This is a genomic window from Acinetobacter sp. 1294243 (genome assembly GCF_000588015.1).
Classification (GTDB): Bacteria; Pseudomonadota; Gammaproteobacteria; order Pseudomonadales; family Moraxellaceae; genus Acinetobacter; species Acinetobacter pittii.
In genome coordinates this window covers 339,391-365,234 of record NZ_JFXG01000001.1, presented here as the reverse complement: position 1 = coordinate 365,234, position 25,844 = coordinate 339,391, and the positions used below count along the sequence as shown (strand labels likewise).

Below are 25,844 nucleotides of genomic sequence, written 5' to 3'. Positions count from 1 at the left end.
TAATAAATAAAAATGTATCGTTTTAGAACCTTTTTATATGTAATGTTATACTATTTATAATGCCGGTTTTTGTTATATTTTTTATTTAAAATCAATTCATTATTTTATAATTATTTGTTAATTTGGCTTGTCTTAATATGAATCATAATGTGTCATTAATGTATTTTATTTGTGCATTTAAGGTATTAGATGATTAACATATGCAAATATAATATTTGGCAAAAAGTTACTTTTATTTATATAGTTCAAACCATTTTAAGTACCTAATAAAAATATGAATTTCTAATATTATTAATTATTTTGTGATGAATATTAATAAATGGCATGAAATTCGCTTTATTTTCAGTAGTTACAAAAGATTGGGTTTTTGACTTTGTTTTTCCATTTGTTCAAATAAAAATGCTCATAGAAAAGTAAAGAATTAAACCTAAATAGGCTTATCTGTTGAAAAAGAACTTTTCTTATGCAGATTTAGATGTTACTCAAAAGGATAATATCTTTTAAAAAACTAATTACGTGGGTATGAACTTGAAATTAAAATTTTTTAAGCTCGCCATTTTAAGTCTGGCTATTACATCTGTTCCTTGTGCTTACGCAATTACGCCAGCGCAACCAAACAAAATTTTGCATGTTGCCTATGAAGCCCCGGATGATGGCTTCGATATGGTTAAAACTACCAATTTCTATAGTGCTAATATTGCTGAGGCAATTTTTGAGCCTTTACTTAAATATGACTATCTGGCACGCCCATTACAGTTAGCTCCCTATACAGTAGAGAGCCTGCCCAAAGTGGAACAAGACGGTAAAGTGTATACTTTTAAAATTAAGCCAGGTATCTATTTTACTAATGATCCCGCTTTTAAAGGTAAACGCCGTGAGCTAGTAGCCGAAGACTACGTCTATACAATTAAACGTATTCTAGATCCTAAAAATAGAGCACCGTCTGTTTCATTCATTGATGGTAAGTTACTAGGTGCCGATGCGGTTGTAGCCCAAGCAAAGAAAACTGGAAAATTTGATTATGCTGCTCCAATTGCAGGAGTCAAAGCACTTGATCGATATACTTTACAATTTACCTTAACTCGCCAAGACTATAATTTCCCTTATATTCTTGCCTATATTGCATTTGGCGGAGTTGCTAAAGAGGTTGTCGATTATTACGGTGACCGTATTGGTATGCATCCCGTAGGTACAGGCCCTTACATGTTAAGTAAGTATGTACCAAGAAGTAAGGTCGAGTTGATTGCTAATCCTGATTATCGTGGTTTTGTCTGGAACTTTAAGTCGACAGGAACACCTTGGGATAACCAGCTTGTTAAGGAAATGTCTGGAAAGAAAATGCCACAAATTGGAAAGGTGGTAGTCAGTATTATTGAAGAAGAGCAGTCAAGATGGTTAGCTTTCCAGTCGGGTCAACTCGACTTTGACAAACTTACAGCGAGTGCAGTTCCTCAAGCTTTAGATGGAAATCAGCTTAAAGCTTCTTTTAAGAAGAGAGGAATTAAACACTTCCCATATAAGGAACCTGAAATTACCTATACGATGATGAACATGCGTGATCCGGTGATTGGTGGTTTTAGCCCAGAAAAGATCGCTCTTCGTAGAGCAATTACTTTGTCGTACAACCAAAAAGAAAGTATAAAACAGGCTTATAAAGGGCAAGCTGTTCGGGCTGAAATGTTTATACCTGAAGGTGTGAATGGCTATAATCCGAAATATAAAAGTAGCGTAGGATATAACCCGCTGCTAGCAAATAAATTACTTGATTATTATGGTTATAAAAAAGGTGCTGATGGTTATAGAACCCAGCCAAACGGGAAACCTTTGATTTTAAAAATCAATACAGAAAATAGCTCGGCCTCAGTTATCCACTCAGAACTCTGGAAAAAGAATCTGGATGCAATTGGCATTCGAGCTGACTTTAAGGTAAGTAATTTTGCAGATAACTTAAAAGCCGCAACTCAATGTAAATATATGATTTGGAGTGGGGCATGGATTGCTGACTATCCTGAAGGAGATAATTTTGCACAGTTGCTTTATGGACCAAATGCTGGACAGGGAAACCATGCTTGTTATCAGTCTAAAACATATGACGCTCTTTATACTCAGGCCATTCATTTACCACCGCAACAACGTCTACCATATTATGAAAAGCTCAATCGCCAGATTGAAGCTGATAACCCATGGATTGTTCATGTAACTCGAATTCGTAACTGGTTAGTACGGCCACAAGTTCAAGGTTTTAAACCCCATCCTATGATGAATACAAACTGGCAATATCTTGATATTACTCCTATTAAAAAATAATTTTAGATAAAGATCATGATGACTGAAAATTTAAAACAAAAGCTCAAGCACTGTAGTATCAGCTTGCTATTCGCTAGTATGGCCTTAACAGGATCTACAAGTATTTTTGCGAAAAGCCCAGCCGATCCGAATAAAGTTTTACGTTATGTATTTCCAACAGCTGAGACAGGTTTCGACCCGGCTTATATCCATGATTTATATTCTGCGCATGTAACCACATCGATATTTGAAACTCTATATACCTATGATTATTTAGCAAGGCCGGCAAAGCTTATTCCGCAAATAGCAACTGCTATGCCAGAAGTCAGTGCTGATGGTTTGACCTATACCATTCGCATTAAAAAGGGAATTTATTTTACGCCAGACCCTGTTTTTAAAGGCAAACCTAGAGAATTAACAGCCAATGATTATGCGTATTCTTTTAAGCGTTTATTGGACCCGAATCTGCGCTCTCCAAATAGCTGGCTATTAGAAAACAAAATTGAAGGTATGGATGCGTTAGTCAAAGCAGCCAATAAGTCCGGAAAATTTAACTATGATCAAAAGGTAAGTGGTTTACAAACACCTGATAAATACACTTTGGTGATTCGTTTAGTTAAGCCAGACTATAACTTTCCTTTATTACTCGCCCATGACCCGACAGGTGCAGTGGCACGTGAAGTCATCGAAAAGTATAAAGACAAAGCCGGTTATGTAATGGGCCACCCTGTAGGTACAGGTCCTTATGTGTTGAGCAAGTGGGTACCAGCATCGCGCATTGTTTTAAAAGCGAATCCTGATTATCGCGGCTTTACTTGGAACTTTAATGCCAGCAGCCCTGAAGATCAGGCAATTGTGAAGCGACTTAAAGGTAAAAAAATGCCTCAAATCGGCACAATTGATATTCAGGTAATGGAAGAAAACCAATCGCGGTGGCTAGCATTTCAGCGTGGTGAGGTTGATATATTTCAGCTTGAAGGCCAACTGGTCGCAAAAGCGGTTAAAGACGGCAAACTAAGACCTGAACTTGCTAAAGAAGGTGTGCAGTTATCTCGCATTGTTGACCCCGAAATTAGCTATATTTATTGGAATCTTAAAAATCCAGTTGTTGGGGGAATGAGTAAAGAGAAAATTGCTTTACGCCGTGCGATTGCGATGTCTCGTTCGATAGATCAAGAAATTAAACTAGTAAGAAATGATGATGCACAGCGTCTACATTTTCCAATTCCACCAGGTGTAGTGGGTAATGATCCTCAATACAGAACCAGTACCCCATATTCGGTGAAAGCAGCAAATTTACTATTAGATCGATATCACTATAAAAAAGATGCCTCAGGTTGGCGTACGCAACCAGACGGAAAACCACTTGTCATTGAATATATGGCGCGTAGTGACAGTATTGGTCAGCAAAGCGCTGAGCTCTGGAAGAAAAATTTTGATAGTTTGAATATCCGTATGGTCTTTAAACCCATGCTCTTTGCAGATCTTATTCGTGCGCAAAAACAATGCGACGGGATGTTCGGGTCTTCTGCATGGATAGCCGATTATCCAGATGGGGATAATTTTATGCAGAATTTTTATGGACCTAATACACATATGACGAACTGGTCTTGTGGTTCTATTCCAGAGTTTGATCAGTTGTATCGCCAAACGCAACAAATGCAAGCAGGTCCTGAGAGAGATGCACTTTATCGAAAAATGACACGGTTATTAGAAGTGTATATGTCTGTTCAAATCTCATATGCACGCTACCGGAATATGCTGGCTCAACCAAAAATCATTGGATATAAGAAGCATCCAATTTTACATGCAGAGTGGATGTATTTCGATATTGATACAAATACTAAATCTAATCATTAAATGAAAAAAATTGGAGATATGATGAAAAATAATGCATTGAAAATGACAACTTTATGTATGTTGACCATAGGTATAAGTCAGTTTGCAACGGCAGAGACAACACGTCCTACTTTGCCATTACTTAAAGCACAACAGCTCCCAGCATGGTGTGATGCTAATTTAAAAAAGATTCAACAACAGATTACTATTTTTGAAAAAACGCCTGTTAAAGATAATGCAGCAGCGGCACCTCTATTGGCAAAATGGGATAAAATTTTTGCGCATTTTGAGGATTTTTCAGGTCCGATAAGTCTATATAGTAACGTAGACCCAGATGCAAAATTACGTAAGGCAGCTGAAGACTGTGAAATCAAAATTAATCAGTTTCACACTGATATATTTCAGAACCCGAAGCTATATAACTTAATTAAAAATACACAAGCAACAGACCCAATTGACCAAAAATACCGCCAAGATATTCTAGATCAGTTTGAAGACACAGGTGTTCAACTTGAACCAGTAAAGCGTGCACGAATGAAGGCCATTCTGGATGAGTTGACCAAACTCGAACAAGAATATGCCCGTAATGTCCGCGATAATCCGGAGAAACTTGAGTTTACTCCTGAAGAGATGAAAGGCTTACCTCAAAGTTATATTTCAGCATTAAAGAAAAATGCTAAAGGCAATTATTTATTAGGGTTTGAATATCCTGAATATCGTCCTTTTATGGAGTTGGCAGATAATGATGATGCTCGGAAAAGATATCAAATTGCTTTTACTCGACGTGGTACTGAGCAAAATTTAAAACTACTTAAACAAGCAATTGATTTGCGTTATGAGCTTGCGCAGTTATTTGGAAAAGCAAGTTATGCAGATTGGGTTTTAAAAGACCGTATGGCTAAAACGCCTGAGGCTGTAAATCAATTTTTAGCAGAAGTCCAAAAAACAGTAGCACCACTTGAACGTAAAGAAGTAGAAGAACTCCGTGCATTTAAAGCACAAACTTTAAAAACGCCATTAGAAAAAACCGAGATCACACGTTGGAGTGAAGCTTACTGGAGTGAAAAACTTCGTAAGAATAAATATCAGATTGATCAGGAAAGACTTCGTGATTATTTCCCAACTTTAGCTTCTCAAAAATGGTTATTTGCCATTTCATCTGACCTTTATGGCATTGATTTTAAACCCGTCAAAGTTAAAGCATGGCAGGATGAAGTTGAATATTACGATGTAGTTGATAAGAAAACAGGAAAGCTTCTTGGTGGCTTATATATGGATAAATTTCCTCGTGAAGGGAAATATGGCCATGCTGCCGTTTGGGGAGTATACGGTGGCAGCACTTTAACCAATCGATTACCAGTTTCAGCATTAGTCACCAATTTTAACCGTAAAGGTTTAAACAGTGACGAGCTTGAAACTTTTGTTCATGAGTTTGGCCACGCTTTACATGGCATTTTATCAAATACACGTTATGCCAGTCAGTCTGGAACATCCGTAGAGCGTGATTTTGTAGAAGCGCCATCTCAAATGTATGAAGAATGGGCACGTCGTAAAGAGACTTTATCTAAAGTGGCCGATTATTGTGATCCAGCATGTCCACGTGTTGATGACGAACTAATTGCCCGTTTAAAAGCTGTACATAACTATGGTCGTGGCTTGCGCTATGCGCGTCAGACTCTTTATGCACAGTACGATATGTCATTGCATACTGCTGATGCCTTAAAAGTAAAACCTTTAGAAAATTGGCAAAAAATGGAAGCTGCTACAGCCTTAGGTTATGTACCAACAACAGAATTTCCTGGGCAGTTTGGGCATTTGATGGGCGGTTATCAAGCAGGTTATTACGGCTATATGTGGTCTGAGGTTTTAGCTTTAGACATGCTTTCTGCATATGGGGACAACCTTAATAACCCGCAAGTTGGACAGCGTTACCGTCAAACCATTTTGTCACAAGGTAGCCAAAAACCAGCAGCTGAATTAGTTAAAGATTTCCTTGGTCGTGAACCTGATAACAAAGCGTTCTTTAATGAAATTACCGGTCAACGGGTTAAATAAGGAATTATCACTATGCTGGCATATGTTATTCGGCGTTTATGGCAGATGATTCCAACTATGTTGGGGGTAGTCTTACTTATTTTTATTCTTTTTAACTGGGTAGGGGGCGATCCTGCTTATATTTTAGCGGGCAAGATGTCTAATCCTGAGCAGATTGAAAACATTCGTAAGCAGCTTGGTGTAGATCAGCCTTATTACGTTCAGCTCTGGATTTTCATTAAACAGATACTGACTTTTGACTATGGTGCAAGTTGGAGTACTGGCGAACCCGTTTCTCAAATTATTTTAACCCGATTAGGACCCTCGCTTACGCTTTTAATCCCACTGACTATTTTACAGACGGTTATTTCAATTATTTTGGCATTAGCTGTTGCTGCGGTACGGGGCTCTCTAACCGACCGTATGGTCATGATGCTATGTACTATTGGCATGTCGATCAGTATCTTAGTTTACATTATCGTTTTTCAATATGTTCTGGCGTATCAGCTAAGTTGGTTTCCTGTGCAAGGCTGGAGCGACACCTTTACTGATAATTTATTTAAGTTTGCCTTACTACCAATTCTAATCATGTTGGTGGTGAGTATTGCACCGACTTTACGGTTATATCGTAGTTTCGTGCTTGATGAAATTAATCAGGACTATGTTCGAACAGCACGAGCTAAAGGTGTAGGTGAAAGCCGAATTTTAGGTGTACATGTACTGCGGAACGCTTCAATTCCGATTATTACCGATGTGATGTCAACTTTACCTGCATTGCTCATAGGCGCATTTTTAATTGAACGTTTTTTTGGTATTCCCGGGATTGGTCGAGAGGTGATTATTGCAGTTGAGCGGAGTGATTTTCCTGTTATTAAAGCAATTACAGTTTACATCGCAGCTGCAACCATGATTTTTAACCTGATTGCCGATTTGGTCTACAAAGTGGTTGATCCACGTGTACAGTTGAAGTAGGTGGGCTATGCTGAGCGTTTTATCAAAAAGAAAACAACAAACAAAAGCCGAAGCTCATTCATCTGGCCTGTGGAAACTTGCCATGCGTCGTCTTCGGGCCGACAAGATCGCAATGTCATCGCTAGTGATTGTATTGCTTTATTTTATTATCTTGGTTCTATCAATGACGGGCGTGATTGCATCTGACTGGAATAAAGAGGTAGCCGTAAGTTATGCACCGCCTACATTTATAGGGGCAGATAAGACAACAGATGCAGGGCAAAAGGCGGCAGCGATTGAAGAAGAGTTACCAGAAAATCCAGTCGATCCTTTAAAAGATGTAATTGATAAGCTTAAGGCTGAAATTAAACAAGAAAAGAGTGCGGGAAGTGCAATTGATTATTATGGTGTAGTTGACCCATTAGCCGATGATATGAAAGCGATCGATCAGCAACTTGGAGGACATTTACTTGATCAACAAGCAGAACTGAAAAGTACCCTTGTGTTTGGAGCTGATAAATGGGGACAGGACGTTTTAAAGAAAACTATTAAAGGTGCTGAAACTTCAATTATTGTTGGGGTGATATCGGCTTTACTTGCAGTAGGAATTGGTACACTTTTAGGCGCAATTTCTGGATATTTCGGTGGTTGGGTTGATGATATTCTCAACTGGTTTTATAACATTTTTACCTCAATTCCATATTTGTTATTAGTTCTCGCGATTGCTGCAGTACTTCAACAAAAAGGTATTTTGTCTATTGTTCTGATTTTAGGTTTAACGGGCTGGACGGGTGTTTATCGATTAATTCGTGCAGAATATATGAAACATACTGCACGTGAATACGTTCTTGCTGCCAAAGCAATTGGTGTTGGTCACTTCCGCCGTATGTTCATTCATATTTTCCCAAATGTCAGCCATATCGCTTTGGTCCAAATGTCAATTTTGGTGGTGTCTTTCATTAAATCTGAGGTCATCTTGAGTTTCTTAGGCTTCGGTGTGCCAGTAGGCGTAGTGTCTTGGGGGAGTATGCTAAATGAAGCACAAAGTGAACTTCTTTTAGGCAAATGGTGGCAGCTTGTAGCAGCCTCTGTCGCAATGGCTGTTTTGGTAACGGCATTTTCAATGTTTACTGATGCACTTCGTGATGCATTAGATCCAAAACTAAAATAAGAGGAAGGTCAAATGTTAGAACAAGAAAATAAGAATGCACCGTTACTGCATGTTAAAAATTTACGAGTAAGTTTTAAAGGTGAAGATAAGCAATATATTGAAACCGTAAAAGGAATTACTTTTGATATTCCTGCAAATACTACGGTTGCTTTAGTAGGTGAGTCGGGTAGCGGCAAATCGGTTACTTCTTTGGCAACTATGGGATTACTGCCTGTAGGTCAAAGTAAAATTGATGAGCAAAGTAAAATTATATTTGAAGGCAAAGATTTACTGAGCTTATCTCGTACAGAGATGCGTAAAATTTGTGGCAAAGATATTGCGATGATTTTTCAGGAGCCGATGTCATCATTAAATCCTGTTTTTACGGTTGGCAACCAAATTGCAGAAGTGTTGTGTTTGCATATGGGGTTGAGCCGTAAACAGGCTCGGCAACGCGTTCTAGAGTTGCTTAAAGAAGTAGGTATTCCTTCACCTGAAACTAAAATTGACGCCTATCCAAATCAACTTTCGGGTGGTCAACAACAACGTGTCATGATTGCTATGGCGATTGCGTGTGAGCCTAAACTGCTCATTGCCGATGAACCGACTACGGCCCTTGATGTCACGATTCAAAAGCAAATTATTGATTTACTCGAGTCATTGCGTAAGCGCCGTCAAATGTCGATGCTTTTTATTACCCACGATTTAGCATTGGTCGGTGAAATTGCAGATAAAGTCATTGTAATGCGTCATGGCGAGATAAGAGAGCAAGGTGCTGCTGAGCAGGTCCTTGAACAGCCTAAAGATGTATATACGAGAGCTTTGTTATATTGCCGCCCGCAAATGTCACAACGGCCTTATCGTTTGCCTGTAACGAGCGATTTTATGCGTCAAGAAGATGATGTATTGGTCGAGCAAAGTTTTGATGCTTCAGAAATTCCCGAGCGCAAACGTGGCTTAAATGGTGATGAACAAATCATTTTAGAAGTAAAAGACCTGAAAAAAAGCTTTTATAGCCGTAAAGGTCTATTTGGCAAAGAAGAGTTTCAGGCCGTAAAAGGAGTTTCTTTTAAGCTGGCTAAGGGTAAAACTTTGGGTTTAGTCGGAGAGTCTGGATCAGGTAAAACGACTGTTGGGCTATTACTCATGCGTTTACATCAGGCATCTGGTGGGCAGGCTTTCATCGAAGGTAAAGATATTCTTTCATTAACTGAAAAAGAGTTTGCTAAATATCAACGGAAAATCCAGATCATCTTTCAAAATCCGTATGCGTCTCTTAATCCGCGCTTTACCATCGGGCAGATTTTATTAGAGCCTATGCAAATTCATAACATTGGTAAAGATGATGCTGAGCGCAAGCAAATTGCTCTCGGACTGCTTGAGCGAGTCAATTTACCTGAACAAGCTTACTACCGATATCCGCATGAGTTTTCAGGTGGACAACGTCAACGTATTGCCATTGCACGCTGTTTAACGCTAAAGCCTGAAATCTTAATTTGTGATGAATCTGTTTCTGCGCTCGATGTTTCAGTTCAGGCACAAGTACTTAATTTATTGCAAGACTTACAAGATGAGTTTGGACTAAGTTATATCTTTATTTCACATGATTTATCGGTCGTGAAATATATCTCTGATCAGGTCATGGTCATGAATCATGGCGAGGTTGTAGAAATAGCCAATTCAGATGAACTCTATGCACATCCTCAACATGATTATACTAAACGACTATTACAGGCGATTCCTCAAGGGATTCAACACGTTTCATAAGCGTAAAGTTATGTCGTTAAGGGCACTTTCGAGTGCCTTTTTATTTGGTTTATGTGGTAAATGCTTATAAAATAAAAGAAGTAAATGTAGAGTATTTTATTCTTGTTATGTGCGCCAATTTTAAACCTTTAACGCTTGCCCAATTACAGCAACTTCAGTTGCCTGTGGTCGGCTTTAGCTATGCCGAAGAGGTTTATCCTGCTGGAACAATGCCACTATTATTTAAATCACCACAAGGGTTTGAATGGCGCGAAGTGATGTTTGGATTGGTTCCTAAATGGGCTGAAGATACAAATATAGCAAAACATACCTACAATGCCCGTCATGAGACTATTTTCCAAAAACCCAGCTTTCAAGAAGCCGCACTTAAATGTAAATTCGGTGTGATTCCAGTGTCCGAATTTTATGAAAGTAAGTATATAAATGATAAGCCAGAGCGGTGGGGTGTGCGCCGTAAAGATGGACAGGCTTTTTTTATTGCAGCAATCTATGAAATTTGCAAAATGAATGAAACGATTATTCGTTCTGCAAGCATGTTGACCATGGACGCTATAGACCATCCAATGATGAAAGACTTTCATGAGCCGGGTGATGTTAAACGATCAGTTATTGTGATTCCACATGACCGATTAGATGAATGGTTAAGTTTAGAATCACCAGATATTTCCAGCTTTATCGAAGGTTTTCCAGTTGAAGAGTTTGAATGCTCTCATGTCCTAAAAGAAAAAATTATAAAACCTACACCTCAGTTAAGCATGTTTGACTAATCTATCTAAAATTAAGATGAGGTTATTGATGTCAAATTTGAATCAATAACCTATATCACTTATTCAATATCTTTACTTAATGTTTGTACCTCGGAATCTTCAGCTAAATAGCTCAATTCAATCGGTGAAATCACAAAAGTTGTATTATCTGAGGTCTGTTTAAATACAAAACCATATTCAAAAGATTGGCTATTTTTACTTGGTAACCAGAATAGATAAGGGCAGCCTGTATAGCTACCATCCCAACCCATTTCTCTAGCGAGAGCCAGCGCTGTATCAGATTTCGCTATGATTTCTTTGAGTGATTCTTTATCTCGTGTTGAGACATCACCATCATCATCTGCAAATGTTTGTAGAAACTCATTTAAGGGCTTAAGGTCTTCCCAGTTATGTTCTATTGTAGAGAAATGATATCCATATAGCATCATGTGCACTTTCTTCCATCTTGTTATTGTGTTCTTGAACATACCAAGAAATATATGAAAAGGAAATGGATAAATCTGATTTAAGTTGTTTATTTTTCATAACTTATAGATTGTTTTTTGTACGGAATAAAGACTTTTATAAATATTAAAATTATTCATATTACCTAAATAGCATAGGCGGAAAGCAACGGCCTAATGATTAAGATAAATTACTATTTTAGTAAATCAAACTGTTGGCGAATATAGAATTGTTCATAATTCACCTATAATAGAAGTGAAACTATGTAGAGCATATTTATGTTTATAACAACTACACGCCCACAAGATAATTTAATTAATCAACTTCTGCCTATTCTGGAACAGGCGAGTCAGATTTTACTAGAAGAATATCAAAACTATGCTGCGGGTTATGAGTTTACTATTCATGAAAAGCATGATGATTCACCTGTAACCCAAGCAGATCTAAAGGTAAATAGATTTTTATTAAAGCATCTTGCAGAGATTACTCCAGAGTTGCCTGTATTGTCTGAAGAAAGTGATTATAGTGCCCGTCATGAATGGTCTACTTGTTGGATGTTAGATCCACTTGATGGAACCAAAGAATTTATACATGAACGTGATGAATTTACGATCAATCTAAGCTTGATCAATGGCAAAGAAACAGTTTTCTCAGTTATTGCCGTGCCATGTGAACAAGTTGTGTACTTAGGATATCTGCAAGCTTTACCTTTTAAATATAGCTTTAGCCAACAACAATGGTATCAATATCAGGTTAGTTCAACTTCGCTAGATGCACCTATACAAATAGGACTTAGTCACGGTAGTAAAAATCCAAAATACCAAAAATTTATTCAACCTATTGAAAAAGAACATCGCATTATTCGACGAGAAGCAGGAAGTGCCTATAAGTTTTGCATGATGTTAGAAGGTGAAATAGATATTTACCCACGCTTTCATCCTACTTCTGAATGGGATACCAGTTCTGGTCAAGGTCTCTTAGAAAGTATAGGCGGTGGTTTACTTACTTTGGATGGAAAACCTTTTGAATATAACCAAAGAAACACAGTTTTAAATAAGGGCTTTATCGCTTTTCGTGATCAGGAAAGCAAAAAAATAGCATTTGAAGCATTAGCCCAATCAGGTGTTATCGATTGAGAGTTATGCCAGACATGTTATAGTGGCAAAGTATTGAAAAAAGATGACAAGATAAAGATGGCACTCGATTTATTGCCTAAAAGTATGTTTGAAGCAATTGATTTATTGCCCGATGCTTCAATTCCTGTAACCTTATTTACGCGCCATTCTTTAAGAGAACTTGTAGATGGGCAGGGCTTGGCTGGTTATGATCTCCAACTTACTCCTCAGGGGCGTGAGCTTGCGCAGGCATGGGGTAATTACTTAATCAAAAATACAGATCGTGTTATTCAGCATTGTATTTCAAGTCCAATACAACGCTGTGTCGATACGGCTGCGCTCATGATTGAAGGGGCTGACGATGTAAGTCCCCAATCAAATACTCATACGATTGAAATTATTGAGCAAGGGCTACTTGTTGAACCAGGTAGCTTTGTGTTGGATATACAACAAGCTGCTCCTTATTTTAAAAAGCAGGGTGCTTTAGGTTTTATTAATAGTTTTGTAAATAATGCATTACCTGGTATGAAACATCCCATTACAGGTGTTTTAGATGTACTAGAGCTTATTTACCGGACTCATCCAAAAACTAAAGGCGGTCTTAGTTTAGCCGTGAGTCATGACACGATTATTGCAGCAATTGTTGCTGTAATTTCTGGCGAGAATAAAATTAAGAAAGAAGACTGGCCGGAAATGATGGAAGGATTATTTGTATGGTTTGAAGGTGAAGAGTTTCCAAATTGTAAATTAAAGTGGATTTGGAGAGGAAAGGCCTATGAGCTGAATGTAGCTAAATTTCATAAAGTGCTATAAGCTCAAAAACAATAGATAATAAAAAAAGCCCTATTGGGCTTTTTTTACATGTTCAAATTAGTTAGCTAACGCTTTAACTTGAGCATTTAAACGGCTCTTATGACGAGCAGCTTTATTTTTGTGGATGATGCCTTTATCAGCCATGCGGTCGATTACAGGAACAGCTTTTTTGTAAGCTTCTGTAGCAACAGCATAATCACCACCAGCGATTGCACTTAAAGTACGTTTGATGTAGGTACGAACCATAGAACGCAAGCTTGCGTTGTGTTTACGCGCTGTAACGTTTTGACGCGCACGTTTTTTAGCTTGAGCAGAGTTTGCCACTCTTGCACTCCTTGAAAATAAGTTGGTCTGGGCGGGCTGTGGTCAATTCAGTAAACTGGTGTAACCATCACCAGCCCGTAAACAAGTGCCATATTGTGATGAATCAACACCGCGAAGTCAAGCCTTGCGAGCATTTTAAGCAGTTTTAGGGGCTGCTAAAACGGTAAGAAAAGGTTAAATTTGATACAAACTTAAAGAGGGTTGGATAAAAAATGACTATAAGTACTAAAAAAGCAATTGTGATAGGTGCTACGGGACTTGTGGGTTTAGCGCTTGTCGAACAGCTTGAGCAAACACCAGAATTTGAAGCGATTACTGTTGTGGTAAGAAAAGAATCACAACTACTTAATACATATAAAAAAGTTACTCAACTCGTTATAGAGGATTTTTTATTACTCAATGATGAAGATGTGAATGGCCATACCCATGCATTTAGCTGTTTGGGAACAACAATAAAAGTGGCAGGCTCAAGACAGGCTTTTTACGCTGTGGATTATGAAATAAATGCTCATTTAGCAGATTTAGTACAAGATAAACATATTCATCTATTGCTAGTGAGTGCCCTTGGAGCAAATGCAAACTCTCCAATTTTCTATACTAAAGTGAAAGGACAATTAGAAGATTATATTGAGAGTCTAGAAATCGAAAAACTATCTATTTTTAGACCGTCTTTACTGATTGGTAAACGCAGCGATGTACGGTTTATTGAAGACTTAGGGCAAAGTCTATTTAAACTTATTGAGAATAAATTTCAAAAGCCATTCAAATATAAGCCAGTAACTGCCGAGCAATTGGCTCATACGATGGTCGTAGCGGCGCTAACGCAAATTGAAGCCTTTAAACGATATGATAATCTGAGCATACAACAAACTCGATAAGGGAGTATTAAAGTGTCGACAGTACCATTTGTAACATGTGATTTATTAGATGATAACCCTGAAAAAGACTTACAGGTTGTAATCCCATCAATGGATGGCAAGTTCTTTCAAAGTTATGGAGCACGTAAAACTTTTGGGGGACAGGTTGTAACAGTAAAGTGCTTTGAAGATAACTCACGTGTAAAAGAGTTATTGGCAACAGATGGTACAGGTAAAGTATTAGTTGTGGATGGTGGTGCATCTATGCGCTGTGCACTCATGGGTGATCTGATTGCTGAGTCAGCAGTTAAAAACAACTGGAATGGTGTAGTGATTTACGGTTGTGTACGAGACGTTGATGCACTTGCGACCTTAGATTTGGGAGTACATGCATTGGCTGCAATTCCACAAAAAAGTAATCGTAAGGGCATTGGTGAGGTAGATATTAATTTGTATTTTGGTGGAGTCACAATTCAATCTGGTGATTTTATCTATGCTGATAATAATGGGATTGTGATAGCAAAAGAAAAATTAGTCTAATTCTCTAATATAAAGGAAGGCATGATGGTGATTCATCAAATTAAAGTACTTCAAGCAGTTGTATCTGCAATTGCTGAAGGTGGTAGAGGTGTTTCAGGAACAGCATTTCCACAACAACCTGTAAAGGCTTTGAAATTATATGAATTTGAAGGTTCACCATTTTGCCGTCGTGTTCGTGAAGTGATTACACTTTTGAATCTGGACGTTGAAATTTATCCATGTCCTAAAGGTGGAACAAAGTATCGTTCAGTTGTAAAAGAAAAAGGCGGTAAATTACAGTTTCCATTTTTAATTGATGAAAATACTGGCGATCAGCTATATGAATCACAGGATATTATTCATCATTTATTTAAACATTATGGTAAGACAGGGAAAACACCGCAGAAATTTTCGAGTTACCCAAACATGCCTTATGTTGCAGTTGCAGGAACTATATTAAATGGAGCTCGTGGAATATGGATAAATAAAAAAATTGTTGATAGAGCTGCACCTGAACAAAAACTTGAGTTATGGAGTTTTGAAGCAAGTCCGTATTCACGAATTGTAAGAAGTCTACTCTCTGAACTTGAGCTACCATATATTTTGCATAATGTGGCTAAAGAGAGATGGCAAGATATGGGACCTGCTATTCTTCGCTTAAAACCTGGTAAATACATACCTTTAGAAGGCGGAAAAAGAGAAAAGCTGTTGCCGATTATGCAAGGTAAAATGCAAGTACCATACTTAGTAGACCCAAATACGGGAGTGAAGATGTTTGAGTCGGCTCAAATCGTAAAGTATTTAAAAAAGCAATATGGACGTTGATTAAGCTTAATCTGAGTAAGAGTTTAGGCGTTTTCTTAAACTCTTATCAACATCAGATTTCTTAACAGGTTGTATGAAAAAAATATGAGTATGCTAAATTAATAAGCTTAAATACCTAAAAAGGCATATTTTATGGAATGTATGAGAATTCAACCTGTAACGAGTGCTCCTGGTGAAAATGCATTATTTATTGTATTGGGACTAGCTCAAGGTGATTCTGTAATAGAAAAAGTAAAAGATTTTGCTGCTAATTTTTCAGCACTAACCAGAAGTCTCTTTAATCGTTATCCAGATAGTAAATTTAATGCTACTTTAGGTTTTAGCTCAAATGCATGGGATATATTATTTCCAGAGCAATCCAAGCCTCAAGAGTTACAACCATTTCAAGAAATTAGAGGTCCGAAATACACGGCTGTCTCAACTCCGGGTGATTTATTTTTTCATATACGTGCTGATCGTCAGACTTTATGTTACGAGCTAGGTAATATAATTAATCAACAGCTTGGTAAAGTAACGTATCCAATTGATGAAGTTCATGGTTTTCGTTATTTTGACGGTCGTGCAATTATTGGCTTTGTGGATGGAACAGAGAATCCTGAACCTGTTATTGCAGCACAGTGGGCATTAGTAGGCGATGAAGACCCTGACTTTATCGGGGGAAGTTATGCTTTTATCCAGAAATATACACATGATATGGATAAATGGCGTTCATTAACTGACGAAGAACAAGAAAAAGTGATTGGCCGTAAAAAGTTCAATGATGTTGAGCTCGGCGATGATGAAAAACCTTTAACGGCTCATAATGTCGTTAGTAAAGCTCATGATGCAGAAGGCAATGAACTTAAAATTATGAGAGCTAATATGCCTTTTTCAAATCCTTCTAGAAATGAATATGGTACATTCTTTATTGGCTACTCGCGTAAATTTAGTACAACCCGACAAATGCTTGAGAACATGTTTTTAGGTAACGAGCATGGTAATCTGGATCGGTTACTTGACTTTAGTACTGCTCAAACAGGTACTTTATTTTTTGTACCGACTGTAGATTTTCTTGATGATTTAGGCGATGAATAGTCGTTAGTTTAGAAGACTCAAATGATGGGAGTGACTAGATGACTTCCATTATTTAAATTGAAATAAATATGATGTGATGAAATGTTTAAAAAGATAACGCAGCTTTTTCAAGGCTCAAAAGAAACGCCAGAACAACTTTACTTGCAAGAGAATCAATTAAAATTTGATTCTGAACGTGGGCCTATCATTAATGATGTAGTGATTAATCAGAAGTGGTCAGAGCATCTTGAATATTTCTCAAACCGTAAATTACAGAATTTTGATAATCTTCAAAAGTTATTTCAAATTACGCCACAAATTAATGAAAAGATTGATTTAGAAATCGCAACACAGCGCTATGTTGCAAGATTGGAAAATACTCAAGAAAAGCTACTTCAACTCAAAGCGATTATACAAATTTTAAATCAATATTACATTTTGTTCTTGCGTGATAAATAATCATAGTTGATTGATTAAAAAATATAAAAAGTAGGGCTAACTAGTAGTTTGATTTTCAAAAAAATAACTCATTTCACTAAAAACATCATGCTACTATTAAGCTCATATCTTCTTAGCTGATAAAAGCCATATACATGTTTCAACAAGAAATCTCTCAATTGAATTTACAACAGCTCAAAGCCGGTGAAAAGCGTTGGGTAGGGTCGTTATTAGGTTCGTCTGCTGCATTATTATTCAAAGAAATTGCCGTTCAGCATTCATCTTTGCTCGTTGTAGTAGCTCGAAATAACCAACATGTTGCTCAGTTAGAAAGTGAACTTGAATTTTATGGCATAAAACCGACAATTTTCCCTGATTGGGAAATTTTGCCGTATGACCGCTTGTCACCTCATCAAGATATTGTTTCAGAACGACTCGCGATTTTATCCAATATGCCGCAAAAAGGTGTATTGCTCATTTCAGCAAGCACTTTAGCTCAAAGAGTTGCACCATATTCTTGGGTTTTAGGTGAGCATTTTGATATACGTGTGGGGCAAAAATTTGATTTAGAACAACAGAAGCTACGGTTAGTACAAGCTGGGTATCATTTAGTAGATACAGTTTACGACCATGGTGAGTTTGCTGTACGTGGCAGCATTATGGATATTTTTGCATCTGGTCAGGATGCACCTATCCGTATTGACCTTTTTGATGATGAAATTGATACTTTAAAATTCTTTGATCCAGAAACGCAAAGAACAACAACTACTTTAAAAAGTTTTACCGTCTTACCAGCAAAAGAGTTCCCATTAAAAGAAGCTCGTTCAATTTTTAGAGACCGTTATTCTGAACTTTTTCCGACTGCAAATCCTAAGAAAAACCCAATTTACCAAGATGTTCTTGATGGAATCGCATCCCCAGGAATCGAGTTTTATTTACCGTTATTTTTTGATAAAACTCAAATGCAATCTCAAAGTACACTTACAACGTACTTTCCAAAGAATTGCATTGTAATTACAAATAATGATGTGGATACTGATTTAACCAGTTTTTGGAAAGAAGTTTTTCGTCGCTATGAAGATAGACGCCATAACGCAGACCAGCCAATTCTCCCACCTGATGAGTTATTTATTGCACCAAATAACTTACTAAGTGCCTTAAATCAGTTCCCACGTATGCTTGTGAGCGCTGAAACAGTTGAAGAAAAAGTTGGGGCTCTAAATCTTAAGGTTGAGCAACCACCTAAGTTGCCAGTTGATCCGAAAAAAGACAAACCATTTGTCGTAGTTAAAAAATATATTGATGAAGCAAATCATCCTGTTTTATTGGTTGCTGAAAGCGCTGGTCGACGTGAAAGTTTAAGAGATGGCTTGCGTGCTAGCCTAGGAGATATTCCTAGCGTAGATAGTTTTGAGCAATTCCAGAAAAGTCAGTTTGCGATTGCAATTACGAATGCACCATTAGACCGTGGTTTGCTTTTAACTGATGAATTGTCTGTTATTTCAGAAAATCAGTTATATGAGCATCGGGTAGTCCAACGTCGTCGTAAACGTCAGCAAGAAGTTTCAGAAGAGTTCCTAATACGTAGTTTGACCGAATTAAGCATAGGTGCTCCTGTTGTTCATATTGACCATGGTGTAGGGCGTTACGCTGGATTAATTACTTTGGCAATTGAAGGGCAAGATTATGAGTTCTTGCAACTAGACTATGCTGAAGAGGCAAAAGTTTACGTGCCTGTGACTAACTTGCATCTCATTAGCCGCTATAGTGGCGGAGATCCAGATTTAGCACCATTACATAAAATTGGAACTGACGCGTGGAGTAAGGCTAAACGTAAAGCTTTAGAACAAATTCATGATGTTGCAGCAGAGTTGCTACATATACAAGCACGTCGTCAGTCAAAACCTGGCTTTGGTTTTGAAGTCGATCAGTCACTTTATATGCAATTTGCGAGTGGATTTGCGTATGAAGAAACACTTGATCAAGCCAATGCTATTGAAGCGACGCTTTATGATATGCAACAAGCTAAACCGATGGATCGACTTGTTTGTGGGGACGTTGGTTTTGGTAAAACAGAAGTTGCAATGCGAGCAGCATTTGTTGCGGTGCAAAATGGTAAGCAGGTCGCTGTATTAGTACCGACGACATTACTTGCTCAACAGCATTATGAGTCTTTTAAAGACCGCTTTGCCGACTGGCCTATTCGTATTGAAGTATTATCACGCTTTGGTTCAAATAAAACGCATACGAAAAATATTGAAGATCTTGCTGAAGGTAAAGTCGATATTGTGGTGGGCACCCATAAACTTTTACAAGAAAATGTGCAGTTTAAAGATCTAGGCTTAATGGTGGTCGACGAAGAACACCGTTTTGGTGTGCGTGATAAAGAGCGTATTAAAGCATTACGTGCAGATGTAGATATGTTAACGCTTACAGCTACACCAATTCCTCGTACGCTTAATATGGCTTTTTCGGGAATGCGTGATTTATCTATCATTGCTACACCGCCAGCCCGTCGTTTAGCTGTTAAAACCTTTGTACAAGAACATACCGAATCGTCTATTAAAGAGGCGATCCTACGTGAGTTACTACGTGGTGGCCAAGTATATTTCTTACACAATGAAGTTGATACGATTGAGAGAGCAGCTGAAAATATTCGCGTGCTTGTTCCTGAAGCTCGTGTAGCAGTAGCTCATGGGCAAATGAGGGAAAGAGAACTTGAGCAAGTCATGCAACAGTTCTATCACAAAGAATACAATGTATTGGTATGTTCAACAATTATCGAAACTGGAATTGACGTTCCAAATGCCAACACTATTTTGATAGAAAGGGCTGACAAACTTGGTTTAGCTCAACTACACCAATTACGTGGCCGTGTAGGACGTTCACATCACCAAGCTTATGCCTATTTATTGGTTCCTTCGATAAAGCATTTAAAAGGTGATGCTGAAAAACGTCTAGATGCAATACAACGTGCTTCAACTTTAGGTGCTGGTTTCATGCTGGCTACAGAAGATTTAGAAATTCGAGGTGCCGGTGAACTTTTAGGTGAGCAGCAAAGTGGCTCAATGCAGGCAATTGGATATAGCTTGTATATGGAAATGCTGGAAAAAGCTACTAAAGCGATTCAGCAAGGTAAAACGCCGAATTTTGATGCACCTTTATCATTAACAGCAGAAATTAATTTACACATACCTGCTCTTATTCCAGATGAGTACCTAGGTGACGTGCATCAGCGTTTATTATTCTATAAGCGTATTAGTAATACAGATACCCAAGAAAAGCTCGACAATATCCGTATGGAGCTTATTGACCGTTTTGGGGTTCCACCGCAATCAGTTAAACACTTATTTAGTGTTCATCAAATTCGACTGAAAGCTGAACAGCTGGGGATTACTAAAATCGATATTAATACTCAAGGTGGCAATATTGAATTCTCGCCTGATACACCTGTTCAGGCCATTAGTATTATTCAACTCATGCAAAAACATCCAACCTATTATCGTATGGAAGGTGGTCAACGTTTAAAAGTTATGGTTCAGCTTGAAGAACAGGAAAAACGAATCCAATTTATTAATGATTTGTTAGCGAAATTATTGAAGGAATTACATGCTTAAATAGTGTTTTAAAGTGATTTTCATTCTATATAAATCCTTTGTATGTTAATAACAAAATTTTATGCATGATTTCTCGGTCTATTAGAGGAATAAGTGCATAAAATCATTGTTATTTGTAATCAAACCAGACACTAGCAATACTCACATCAAAACTGATGTGATAGTATTAGCCATTATTGTTTATTGTCATTTATAAAAGATATGTTTAGTTTGCATCCCCAACTTGCTCAAGATACTTTTTTTGTAGGCGATTTCCCGCTTTCAACATGTCGTTTAATGAATGATATGCAATTCCCTTGGCTGATTTTAATCCCTCGTGTGCCGGGAATCACAGAACTATATGAGTTGAGCCAAGCTGACCAAGAACAGTTTTTACGTGAATCAAGTTGGTTATCTAGCCAGTTATCTCGCGTATTCCGTGCTGATAAAATGAATGTTGCAGCTTTGGGGAATATGGTGCCTCAATTGCATTTCCATCATGTTGTACGTTATCAGAATGATGTTGCATGGCCTAAACCAGTATGGGGTACACCTGCGGTTCCTTATACAAATGATGTGCTGGCTCATATGCGTCAAACTCTTATGCTTGCGTTACGTGGTCAAGGTGATATGCCATTTGATTGGCGCATGGACTAAATCAATGCAAAGCCACATTTATATGAATGTGGCTACATTGAGGTGTGGAGGATAGGGTGCAATTAGAGAGGTTTATCGATAGAGAGCCTAAGCAGTTTGCATATTTTCATCGTTTGATGGGATATTCAATTCTGTCATTAATTTTAGTGATCTATGCTTTTACCTCACCTAATACAAATTATCAGATCTATGTTCCACCTTTTTTCCTATTTCTGCTTTTTATTAGTTCGAAGTTAGAACATTGGCTTCAGTACCAATTCGATAAAAAAACTCAAAAAAGTGTTTTCTTTGCAATCGATGCAATTGTTGTAGCCGTTACCTTAGCAGGTCTGCATCTTAATTTGGTGCCTACATTTATTGCAATTTTTGCATTATTTTATTCAGCAATTAATAGTCGTATTTCTTTCGCAGTCATTTGTTTGACCAGTTTGTTAGGCGCGATTATTTTTTATTTAAGTACTTTCTTTTTATTTGGTTTTTATACATATTTTGAACCTACTAGCCAAGAGTTGACTGTAATTACACTTCTTGGCTTGGTTATGTTTATTACTATCGGAAACTACTACCAGCATCGTTGGGTTAAAAAAATCAGTCAGCAGCGTCAACATTACTATGACCAAATGACCCGCTATATTGCTTTTGCTAATCAGTTAAGCCGTTATGCGCCATTACAGTTATGGCAATCTATTATGCGTGGTGAGGCTGAAGCAAAGATTGAATATAAGCGTAAAAAAATGACGGTGTTTTTTTCTGATATTCAGGGTTTTACAGAATTATCAGAAACTTTAATTCCAGATGATTTAGCATTTTTGCTTAATGACTATTTAAGTCATATGACAGAAATTGCTAAACAGTATGAAGCCACAGTCGATAAATTTATGGGTGATGCCATCCTCATATTTTTTGGTGATCCGAATTCACAAGGTGTGGAGCAAGATGCTAAAGCATGTGTAGAAATGGCAATCGCTATGCGTCAGCAAATGAAATTGTTGCGCGAGCGCTGGAAAAAAATGGGTTACTCAGCATTGCATATCCGAATGGGCATTAGTACTGGTTATTGCCACGTAGGAAATTATGGGGCAACACATCGTATGGCTTATACGATTGTAGGTCGTGATGTGAATTTAGCGGCTCGTTTGCAATATGCTGCTGAAATAGATGAAATCTTAATTTCAGACGATACTTATCAATTAATTAAAAGTGATTTCTTGTGCGCTCCTAAAACACCGATTTATCTAAAAGGTATTCAAGGTGCGGTAAAGACATGGCAAGTGATGGAGAAATATACAGGCAATAAATCGGATCATCAGCAATGGTTTGATTATGAGTATAAAGGCTTTCACTTAGTACTTAATTTAGAGGAAGTACAAAACTATGAATATCCTGAACTAGTAGAAGTGCTTGAAAAAATGATTCAACGAATTAAAGTTCAACAAACTTTAGTGAATACCCAAGGTATAGCGCAGTTAAGACTTGAAGATGAAGTTAAAACTTTAGAAATAGACCAACAAGATCAAGTTTAGAGTCTATAAAATATAAAAAAGCTGCTTTTAAAGCAGCTTTTTTTATTAACACGATTAATGATTTTCTGAAGCGTGGTTGATTGTATATTTAGGAATCTCGATTTCTAAATCTTCATCAACAATTTTTACTTGGCATGAGAGGCGAGAATCTGGTTCAAGACCCCAAGCGCGATCTAAAAGATCTGCTTCAACATCATCCATTTCTTCTAAGCTATCAAAACCTTTACGAACTACTACGTGACATGTTGTACAAGCGCATGACATGTCACATGCATGTTCGATTTTAATTCCTCGATCAAGCAAACTTTGGCAAAGATTTGCATTCTGTTCAACTTCAAATTCTGCACCTTCAGGACAAAATTGAGCGTGAGGAAGTACTTTAATGCGGGGCATATTGATCACCTATACCTTTAGTTTGAATTTGACCAATCTTCAAGTTTTGTACCTTTTAAGGCGTGGTCAATATGTCGATTCATACGTAGTGCAGCAAAAGCATCACTATGTACTTTAAGTTGTTCTACAGCTTTTTCAATTGCTTGAATATCATTGTCTTCAAGTTGTACTTTAAGCGAGTTTTCAGCGGCTTTAAGTGCTTCGAGCTGTTCATTATTGAGTAAATCAGCATCCACTTTCAAAGCTTGTTCTAATGCTTCAAGCTCGCGTTGGGCCTCAACTTTGGTTTCTTTTAAATGACGCAGATTTTTGTCTTCTTCTGCATGTTGGAAACCTTCAATTAGCAAGCGTTCAGTGTCAGACTCTGATAAACCATAAGATGGTTTAATATCAATTTGAGCTTGTACACCTGAAGTTGTTTCACGAGCTGAAACAGTAAGCAAGCCGTCTGCATCTACCTGAAAGGTAACTTCAATACGTGCTTGGCCAGCAGTCATTGGGGGAATGCCATGAAGAACGAATCTTCCTAACGATCGACAGTGTTCGACTAAATCTCTTTCACCTTGAACTACATGAATCAGCATGGCAGTCTGGCCATCTTGATAAGTAGTAAACTCTTGGCGGCGAGCAACCGGAATAGCTGTATTACGAGAAATAAGACGCTCTACTAATCCACCCATGGTTTCTAAGCCAAGAGAAAGAGGAGTAACATCTAAAAGTAGTGAGCCGTCTTGGCTGTTTCCAATTAATTGATTGGCTGTAATAGAAGCACCAATCGCGACTACTTCATCAGGATTAATTGTGCAAAGTGGTTCTTGGTTAAATACATTGCGAACTGCTTGCTGAACAGCATACGAACGGGTAGAACCACCTACTAAAACAACATTTTGAATATCTGATAACTCAAGTTTTGCATCACGTAAAACGCGTTTGCAAACACTGATTGTTTTATCTAAAGCAACTTGAATAATGCTCTCAAAGGTTGAGCGATCAAGTGTTAGTACATTTTCAAGTAGTTTTAACTGAACTGATTCTTGTGTAGAGAGTTGTTCTTTTGCTTGGCGAGCAGCAACAATAAATACTGCATAGTTTTCATCACTTAGCGTATCAATATTTAATTGTTTTTTAGCCCACTTAACAATGAGACGATCTAAATCATCACCGCCTAAAGCAGTATGACCACCTGTAGCTAATACTTCAAAGACACCTTGTGAAAAACGTAGGATTGATACGTCGAAAGTACCACCACCTAGATCATAAATCACATAGTTATGATCTGTAGCTAAATTCGTTTCTTGATCTAAACCATAAGCCACAGCAGCAGCAGTTGGCTCATTTAAAAGACGTAGTACATTCAACCCAGCCAGCTGTGCAGCATCGCGTGTTGCTTGACGTTGTGCTTCATCAAAATAAGCTGGAACAGTAATTACGGCTCCATTTACTGGGTTTTGTAAACTAGATTCAGCACGTTCTTTTAGTTGTTTTAAAATTTCAGCTGAAATTTCAACAGGCGTTTTACGACCAGAACGTGTCTCGAAAGCTGGCATCTCATTTTCAGAACCTACTAATTCATATGGGTGTTGAAATTTGATATCTGCTTTTGAGCGTCCCATAAAACGCTTTACAGAAACAATTGTATTTTTTGGATCAGCAATAATGAAAGGTTTTGCTTCTTCACCATAATGAGTGACATCATTTCCATAATGCACAATAGAAGGAAGAAGTCGTCTTTCTTTTTCGTCGTTAAGGACTTTTGGTTTGCCTGATAACACTGTCGCAACTAAAGAATGTGTTGTTCCTAGGTCGATACCAATCGCAATGCGGTGTTCATGTGGGGCACTGGATTGACCCGGTTCAGCAATTTGCAAAAGTGCCATGAGTTAAATCCTTTGAATATAAATTGGAAAAAGCAAATTAAAAATCATCGTCTAAATCAAAGTTGTCTTCATCATCCAACAGTTGATCTTCTGCTTTTTCAATATCGTTAAGAACGCGCTGAAAGAAACGTAATTTACGTACAGTATCTCGAGCTTCGCCCCAATCTTCATCTGAGTAGTCAATTTTAAATTCGCGAACTAAGCCTTCAATCCACTGAAAAACTTCTTGCTTAAGAGTACTCAAATGCTCTTGTGAAGTTGCTTCATCAAGTTGCTCACGAAGCTCTAGAGCTGATTGTAGGAACTCAAAATCACTAATGGATTGATCAAGGTGATGATCTTGCTTTTTTAACGCTAATAGATAAGCAGCGCGGCTATCTACTTGCGAAAGTACTTTAAAAGCTTGATTGATTTCACTTGATTTGATCAATGCCTGATCTTTATCTTCTGCTTTATCTGGGTGATATTGCTGTTGCAAACTTAAGAAACTAGATTTTAAGCTCGCCAAATCGATATCGAGTTCTACGGGTAAATTGAACAACTCAAAATGATTCATTAGAAAGGAGGTCCACGTTAATTAAATACATTAAAACAGTGCTATAAAAAGTCACTGTTT

22 protein-coding genes and 1 pseudogene are annotated in these 25,844 nt (G+C 37.7%); 17 read left to right on the top strand and 6 right to left on the bottom strand.

Annotated features, from left to right (window positions below):
* Positions 1-263: 263 nt before the first annotated feature.
* Positions 264-385, bottom strand: a pseudogene (locus tag J655_RS25100) (hypothetical protein).
* A 131-nt stretch (positions 386-516) separates the two neighbouring features.
* On the opposite strand from J655_RS25100, the gene J655_RS06605 reads away from it, so the two are divergent.
* The 7 genes from J655_RS06605 to J655_RS06575 all read left to right on the top strand — a co-directional run bounded on the left by J655_RS06605 (position 517) and on the right by J655_RS06575 (position 10,794).
* Positions 517-2,307 carry an ABC transporter substrate-binding protein gene (locus J655_RS06605; protein WP_078225382.1) on the top strand — a complete coding sequence of 597 codons (1,791 nt, stop codon included), beginning with the start codon at positions 517-519 and terminating at the stop codon, positions 2,305-2,307.
* Positions 2,308-2,322: 15 nt separating this feature from the next.
* The gene (locus tag J655_RS06600; RefSeq protein ID WP_005069494.1) at positions 2,323-4,146 is read left to right on the top strand and encodes an ABC transporter substrate-binding protein; all 1,824 of its coding nucleotides are present in this window, start codon (positions 2,323-2,325) and stop codon (positions 4,144-4,146) included.
* Entirely contained in the window at positions 4,147-6,180 is a 2,034-nt protein-coding gene (locus tag J655_RS06595) for a M3 family metallopeptidase (protein ID WP_081403774.1), read from the top strand.
* Positions 6,181-6,192: 12 nt separating this feature from the next.
* Positions 6,193-7,131 (top strand): ABC transporter permease, encoded by a 939-nt coding sequence (locus J655_RS06590; protein WP_000881922.1) that lies wholly within the window; start codon positions 6,193-6,195, stop codon positions 7,129-7,131.
* A gap of 7 nt (positions 7,132-7,138) precedes the next feature.
* A complete protein-coding gene (locus J655_RS06585; RefSeq protein WP_002117973.1) occupies positions 7,139-8,281 on the top strand; it encodes an ABC transporter permease in 1,143 nt (380 codons plus the stop codon).
* A 12-nt stretch (positions 8,282-8,293) separates the two neighbouring features.
* Complete coding sequence (locus tag J655_RS06580; protein WP_017482258.1) at positions 8,294-10,027, top strand: ABC transporter ATP-binding protein; 1,734 nt, start codon at positions 8,294-8,296, stop codon at positions 10,025-10,027.
* Between the two features lie 107 nt (positions 10,028-10,134).
* The gene (locus J655_RS06575) at positions 10,135-10,794 is read left to right on the top strand and encodes an SOS response-associated peptidase family protein (protein WP_032007503.1); all 660 of its coding nucleotides are present in this window, start codon (positions 10,135-10,137) and stop codon (positions 10,792-10,794) included.
* Positions 10,795-10,853: 59 nt separating this feature from the next.
* Here J655_RS06575 and J655_RS06570 read toward each other — a convergent pair whose 3' ends face one another.
* Entirely contained in the window at positions 10,854-11,222 is a 369-nt protein-coding gene (locus J655_RS06570) for a hypothetical protein (protein WP_017399519.1), read from the bottom strand.
* A gap of 294 nt (positions 11,223-11,516) precedes the next feature.
* On the opposite strand from J655_RS06570, the gene J655_RS06565 reads away from it, so the two are divergent.
* Positions 11,517-12,374 (top strand): 3'(2'),5'-bisphosphate nucleotidase CysQ family protein, encoded by an 858-nt coding sequence (locus J655_RS06565; RefSeq protein WP_032052175.1) that lies wholly within the window; start codon positions 11,517-11,519, stop codon positions 12,372-12,374.
* Between the two features lie 57 nt (positions 12,375-12,431).
* A complete protein-coding gene (locus J655_RS06560) occupies positions 12,432-13,166 on the top strand; it encodes a histidine phosphatase family protein (protein ID WP_032052174.1) in 735 nt (244 codons plus the stop codon).
* 57 nt (positions 13,167-13,223) lie between these two features.
* Here the strand turns inward: J655_RS06560 and rpsT are convergent, their stop codons facing one another.
* Complete coding sequence (rpsT, locus tag J655_RS06555) at positions 13,224-13,490, bottom strand: 30S ribosomal protein S20 (protein WP_002117906.1); 267 nt, start codon at positions 13,488-13,490, stop codon at positions 13,224-13,226.
* Positions 13,491-13,702: 212 nt separating this feature from the next.
* On the opposite strand from rpsT, the gene J655_RS06550 reads away from it, so the two are divergent.
* The 8 genes from J655_RS06550 (at position 13,703) to J655_RS06515 (ending at position 22,958) form a co-directional block, all read left to right on the top strand.
* Positions 13,703-14,368, top strand: a complete 666-nt coding sequence (locus tag J655_RS06550; RefSeq protein WP_032052173.1) for an NAD(P)H-binding protein — start codon at positions 13,703-13,705, stop codon at positions 14,366-14,368.
* A gap of 12 nt (positions 14,369-14,380) precedes the next feature.
* Complete coding sequence (gene rraA / locus J655_RS06545; protein ID WP_002117938.1) at positions 14,381-14,887, top strand: ribonuclease E activity regulator RraA; 507 nt, start codon at positions 14,381-14,383, stop codon at positions 14,885-14,887.
* A 21-nt stretch (positions 14,888-14,908) separates the two neighbouring features.
* A complete protein-coding gene (locus tag J655_RS06540; protein ID WP_078210398.1) occupies positions 14,909-15,691 on the top strand; it encodes a glutathione S-transferase N-terminal domain-containing protein in 783 nt (260 codons plus the stop codon).
* A gap of 141 nt (positions 15,692-15,832) precedes the next feature.
* The gene (locus J655_RS06535) at positions 15,833-16,765 is read left to right on the top strand and encodes a Dyp-type peroxidase (RefSeq protein WP_025466564.1); all 933 of its coding nucleotides are present in this window, start codon (positions 15,833-15,835) and stop codon (positions 16,763-16,765) included.
* Between the two features lie 81 nt (positions 16,766-16,846).
* Positions 16,847-17,203 (top strand): hypothetical protein, encoded by a 357-nt coding sequence (locus J655_RS06530; RefSeq protein WP_032006107.1) that lies wholly within the window; start codon positions 16,847-16,849, stop codon positions 17,201-17,203.
* A 134-nt stretch (positions 17,204-17,337) separates the two neighbouring features.
* Positions 17,338-20,799, top strand: coding sequence for a transcription-repair coupling factor (mfd, locus tag J655_RS06525; protein ID WP_032042620.1), 3,462 nt, complete (start codon positions 17,338-17,340; stop codon positions 20,797-20,799).
* A gap of 201 nt (positions 20,800-21,000) precedes the next feature.
* Positions 21,001-21,435 (top strand): HIT domain-containing protein, encoded by a 435-nt coding sequence (locus tag J655_RS06520; RefSeq protein ID WP_002117900.1) that lies wholly within the window; start codon positions 21,001-21,003, stop codon positions 21,433-21,435.
* Between the two features lie 56 nt (positions 21,436-21,491).
* Entirely contained in the window at positions 21,492-22,958 is a 1,467-nt protein-coding gene (locus J655_RS06515) for an adenylate/guanylate cyclase domain-containing protein (protein ID WP_017403203.1), read from the top strand.
* 54 nt (positions 22,959-23,012) lie between these two features.
* On the opposite strand, the gene fdx is transcribed toward J655_RS06515, so the two are convergent.
* The 3 genes from fdx to hscB are packed head-to-tail and all read right to left on the bottom strand — an operon-like array spanning position 23,013 to position 25,784.
* On the bottom strand, positions 23,013-23,351 hold the full coding sequence (gene fdx / locus J655_RS06510; protein WP_009387062.1) for an ISC system 2Fe-2S type ferredoxin: 339 nt from the start codon (positions 23,349-23,351) through the stop codon (positions 23,013-23,015).
* Positions 23,352-23,368: 17 nt separating this feature from the next.
* The gene (gene hscA, locus J655_RS06505; protein WP_017399526.1) at positions 23,369-25,228 is read right to left on the bottom strand and encodes a Fe-S protein assembly chaperone HscA; all 1,860 of its coding nucleotides are present in this window, start codon (positions 25,226-25,228) and stop codon (positions 23,369-23,371) included.
* A gap of 37 nt (positions 25,229-25,265) precedes the next feature.
* Positions 25,266-25,784: a Fe-S protein assembly co-chaperone HscB gene (gene hscB / locus J655_RS06500; protein ID WP_005076214.1), complete on the bottom strand. Its 519-nt coding sequence runs from the start codon at positions 25,782-25,784 to the stop codon at positions 25,266-25,268.
* Between the last annotated feature and the right edge of the window lie 60 nt (positions 25,785-25,844).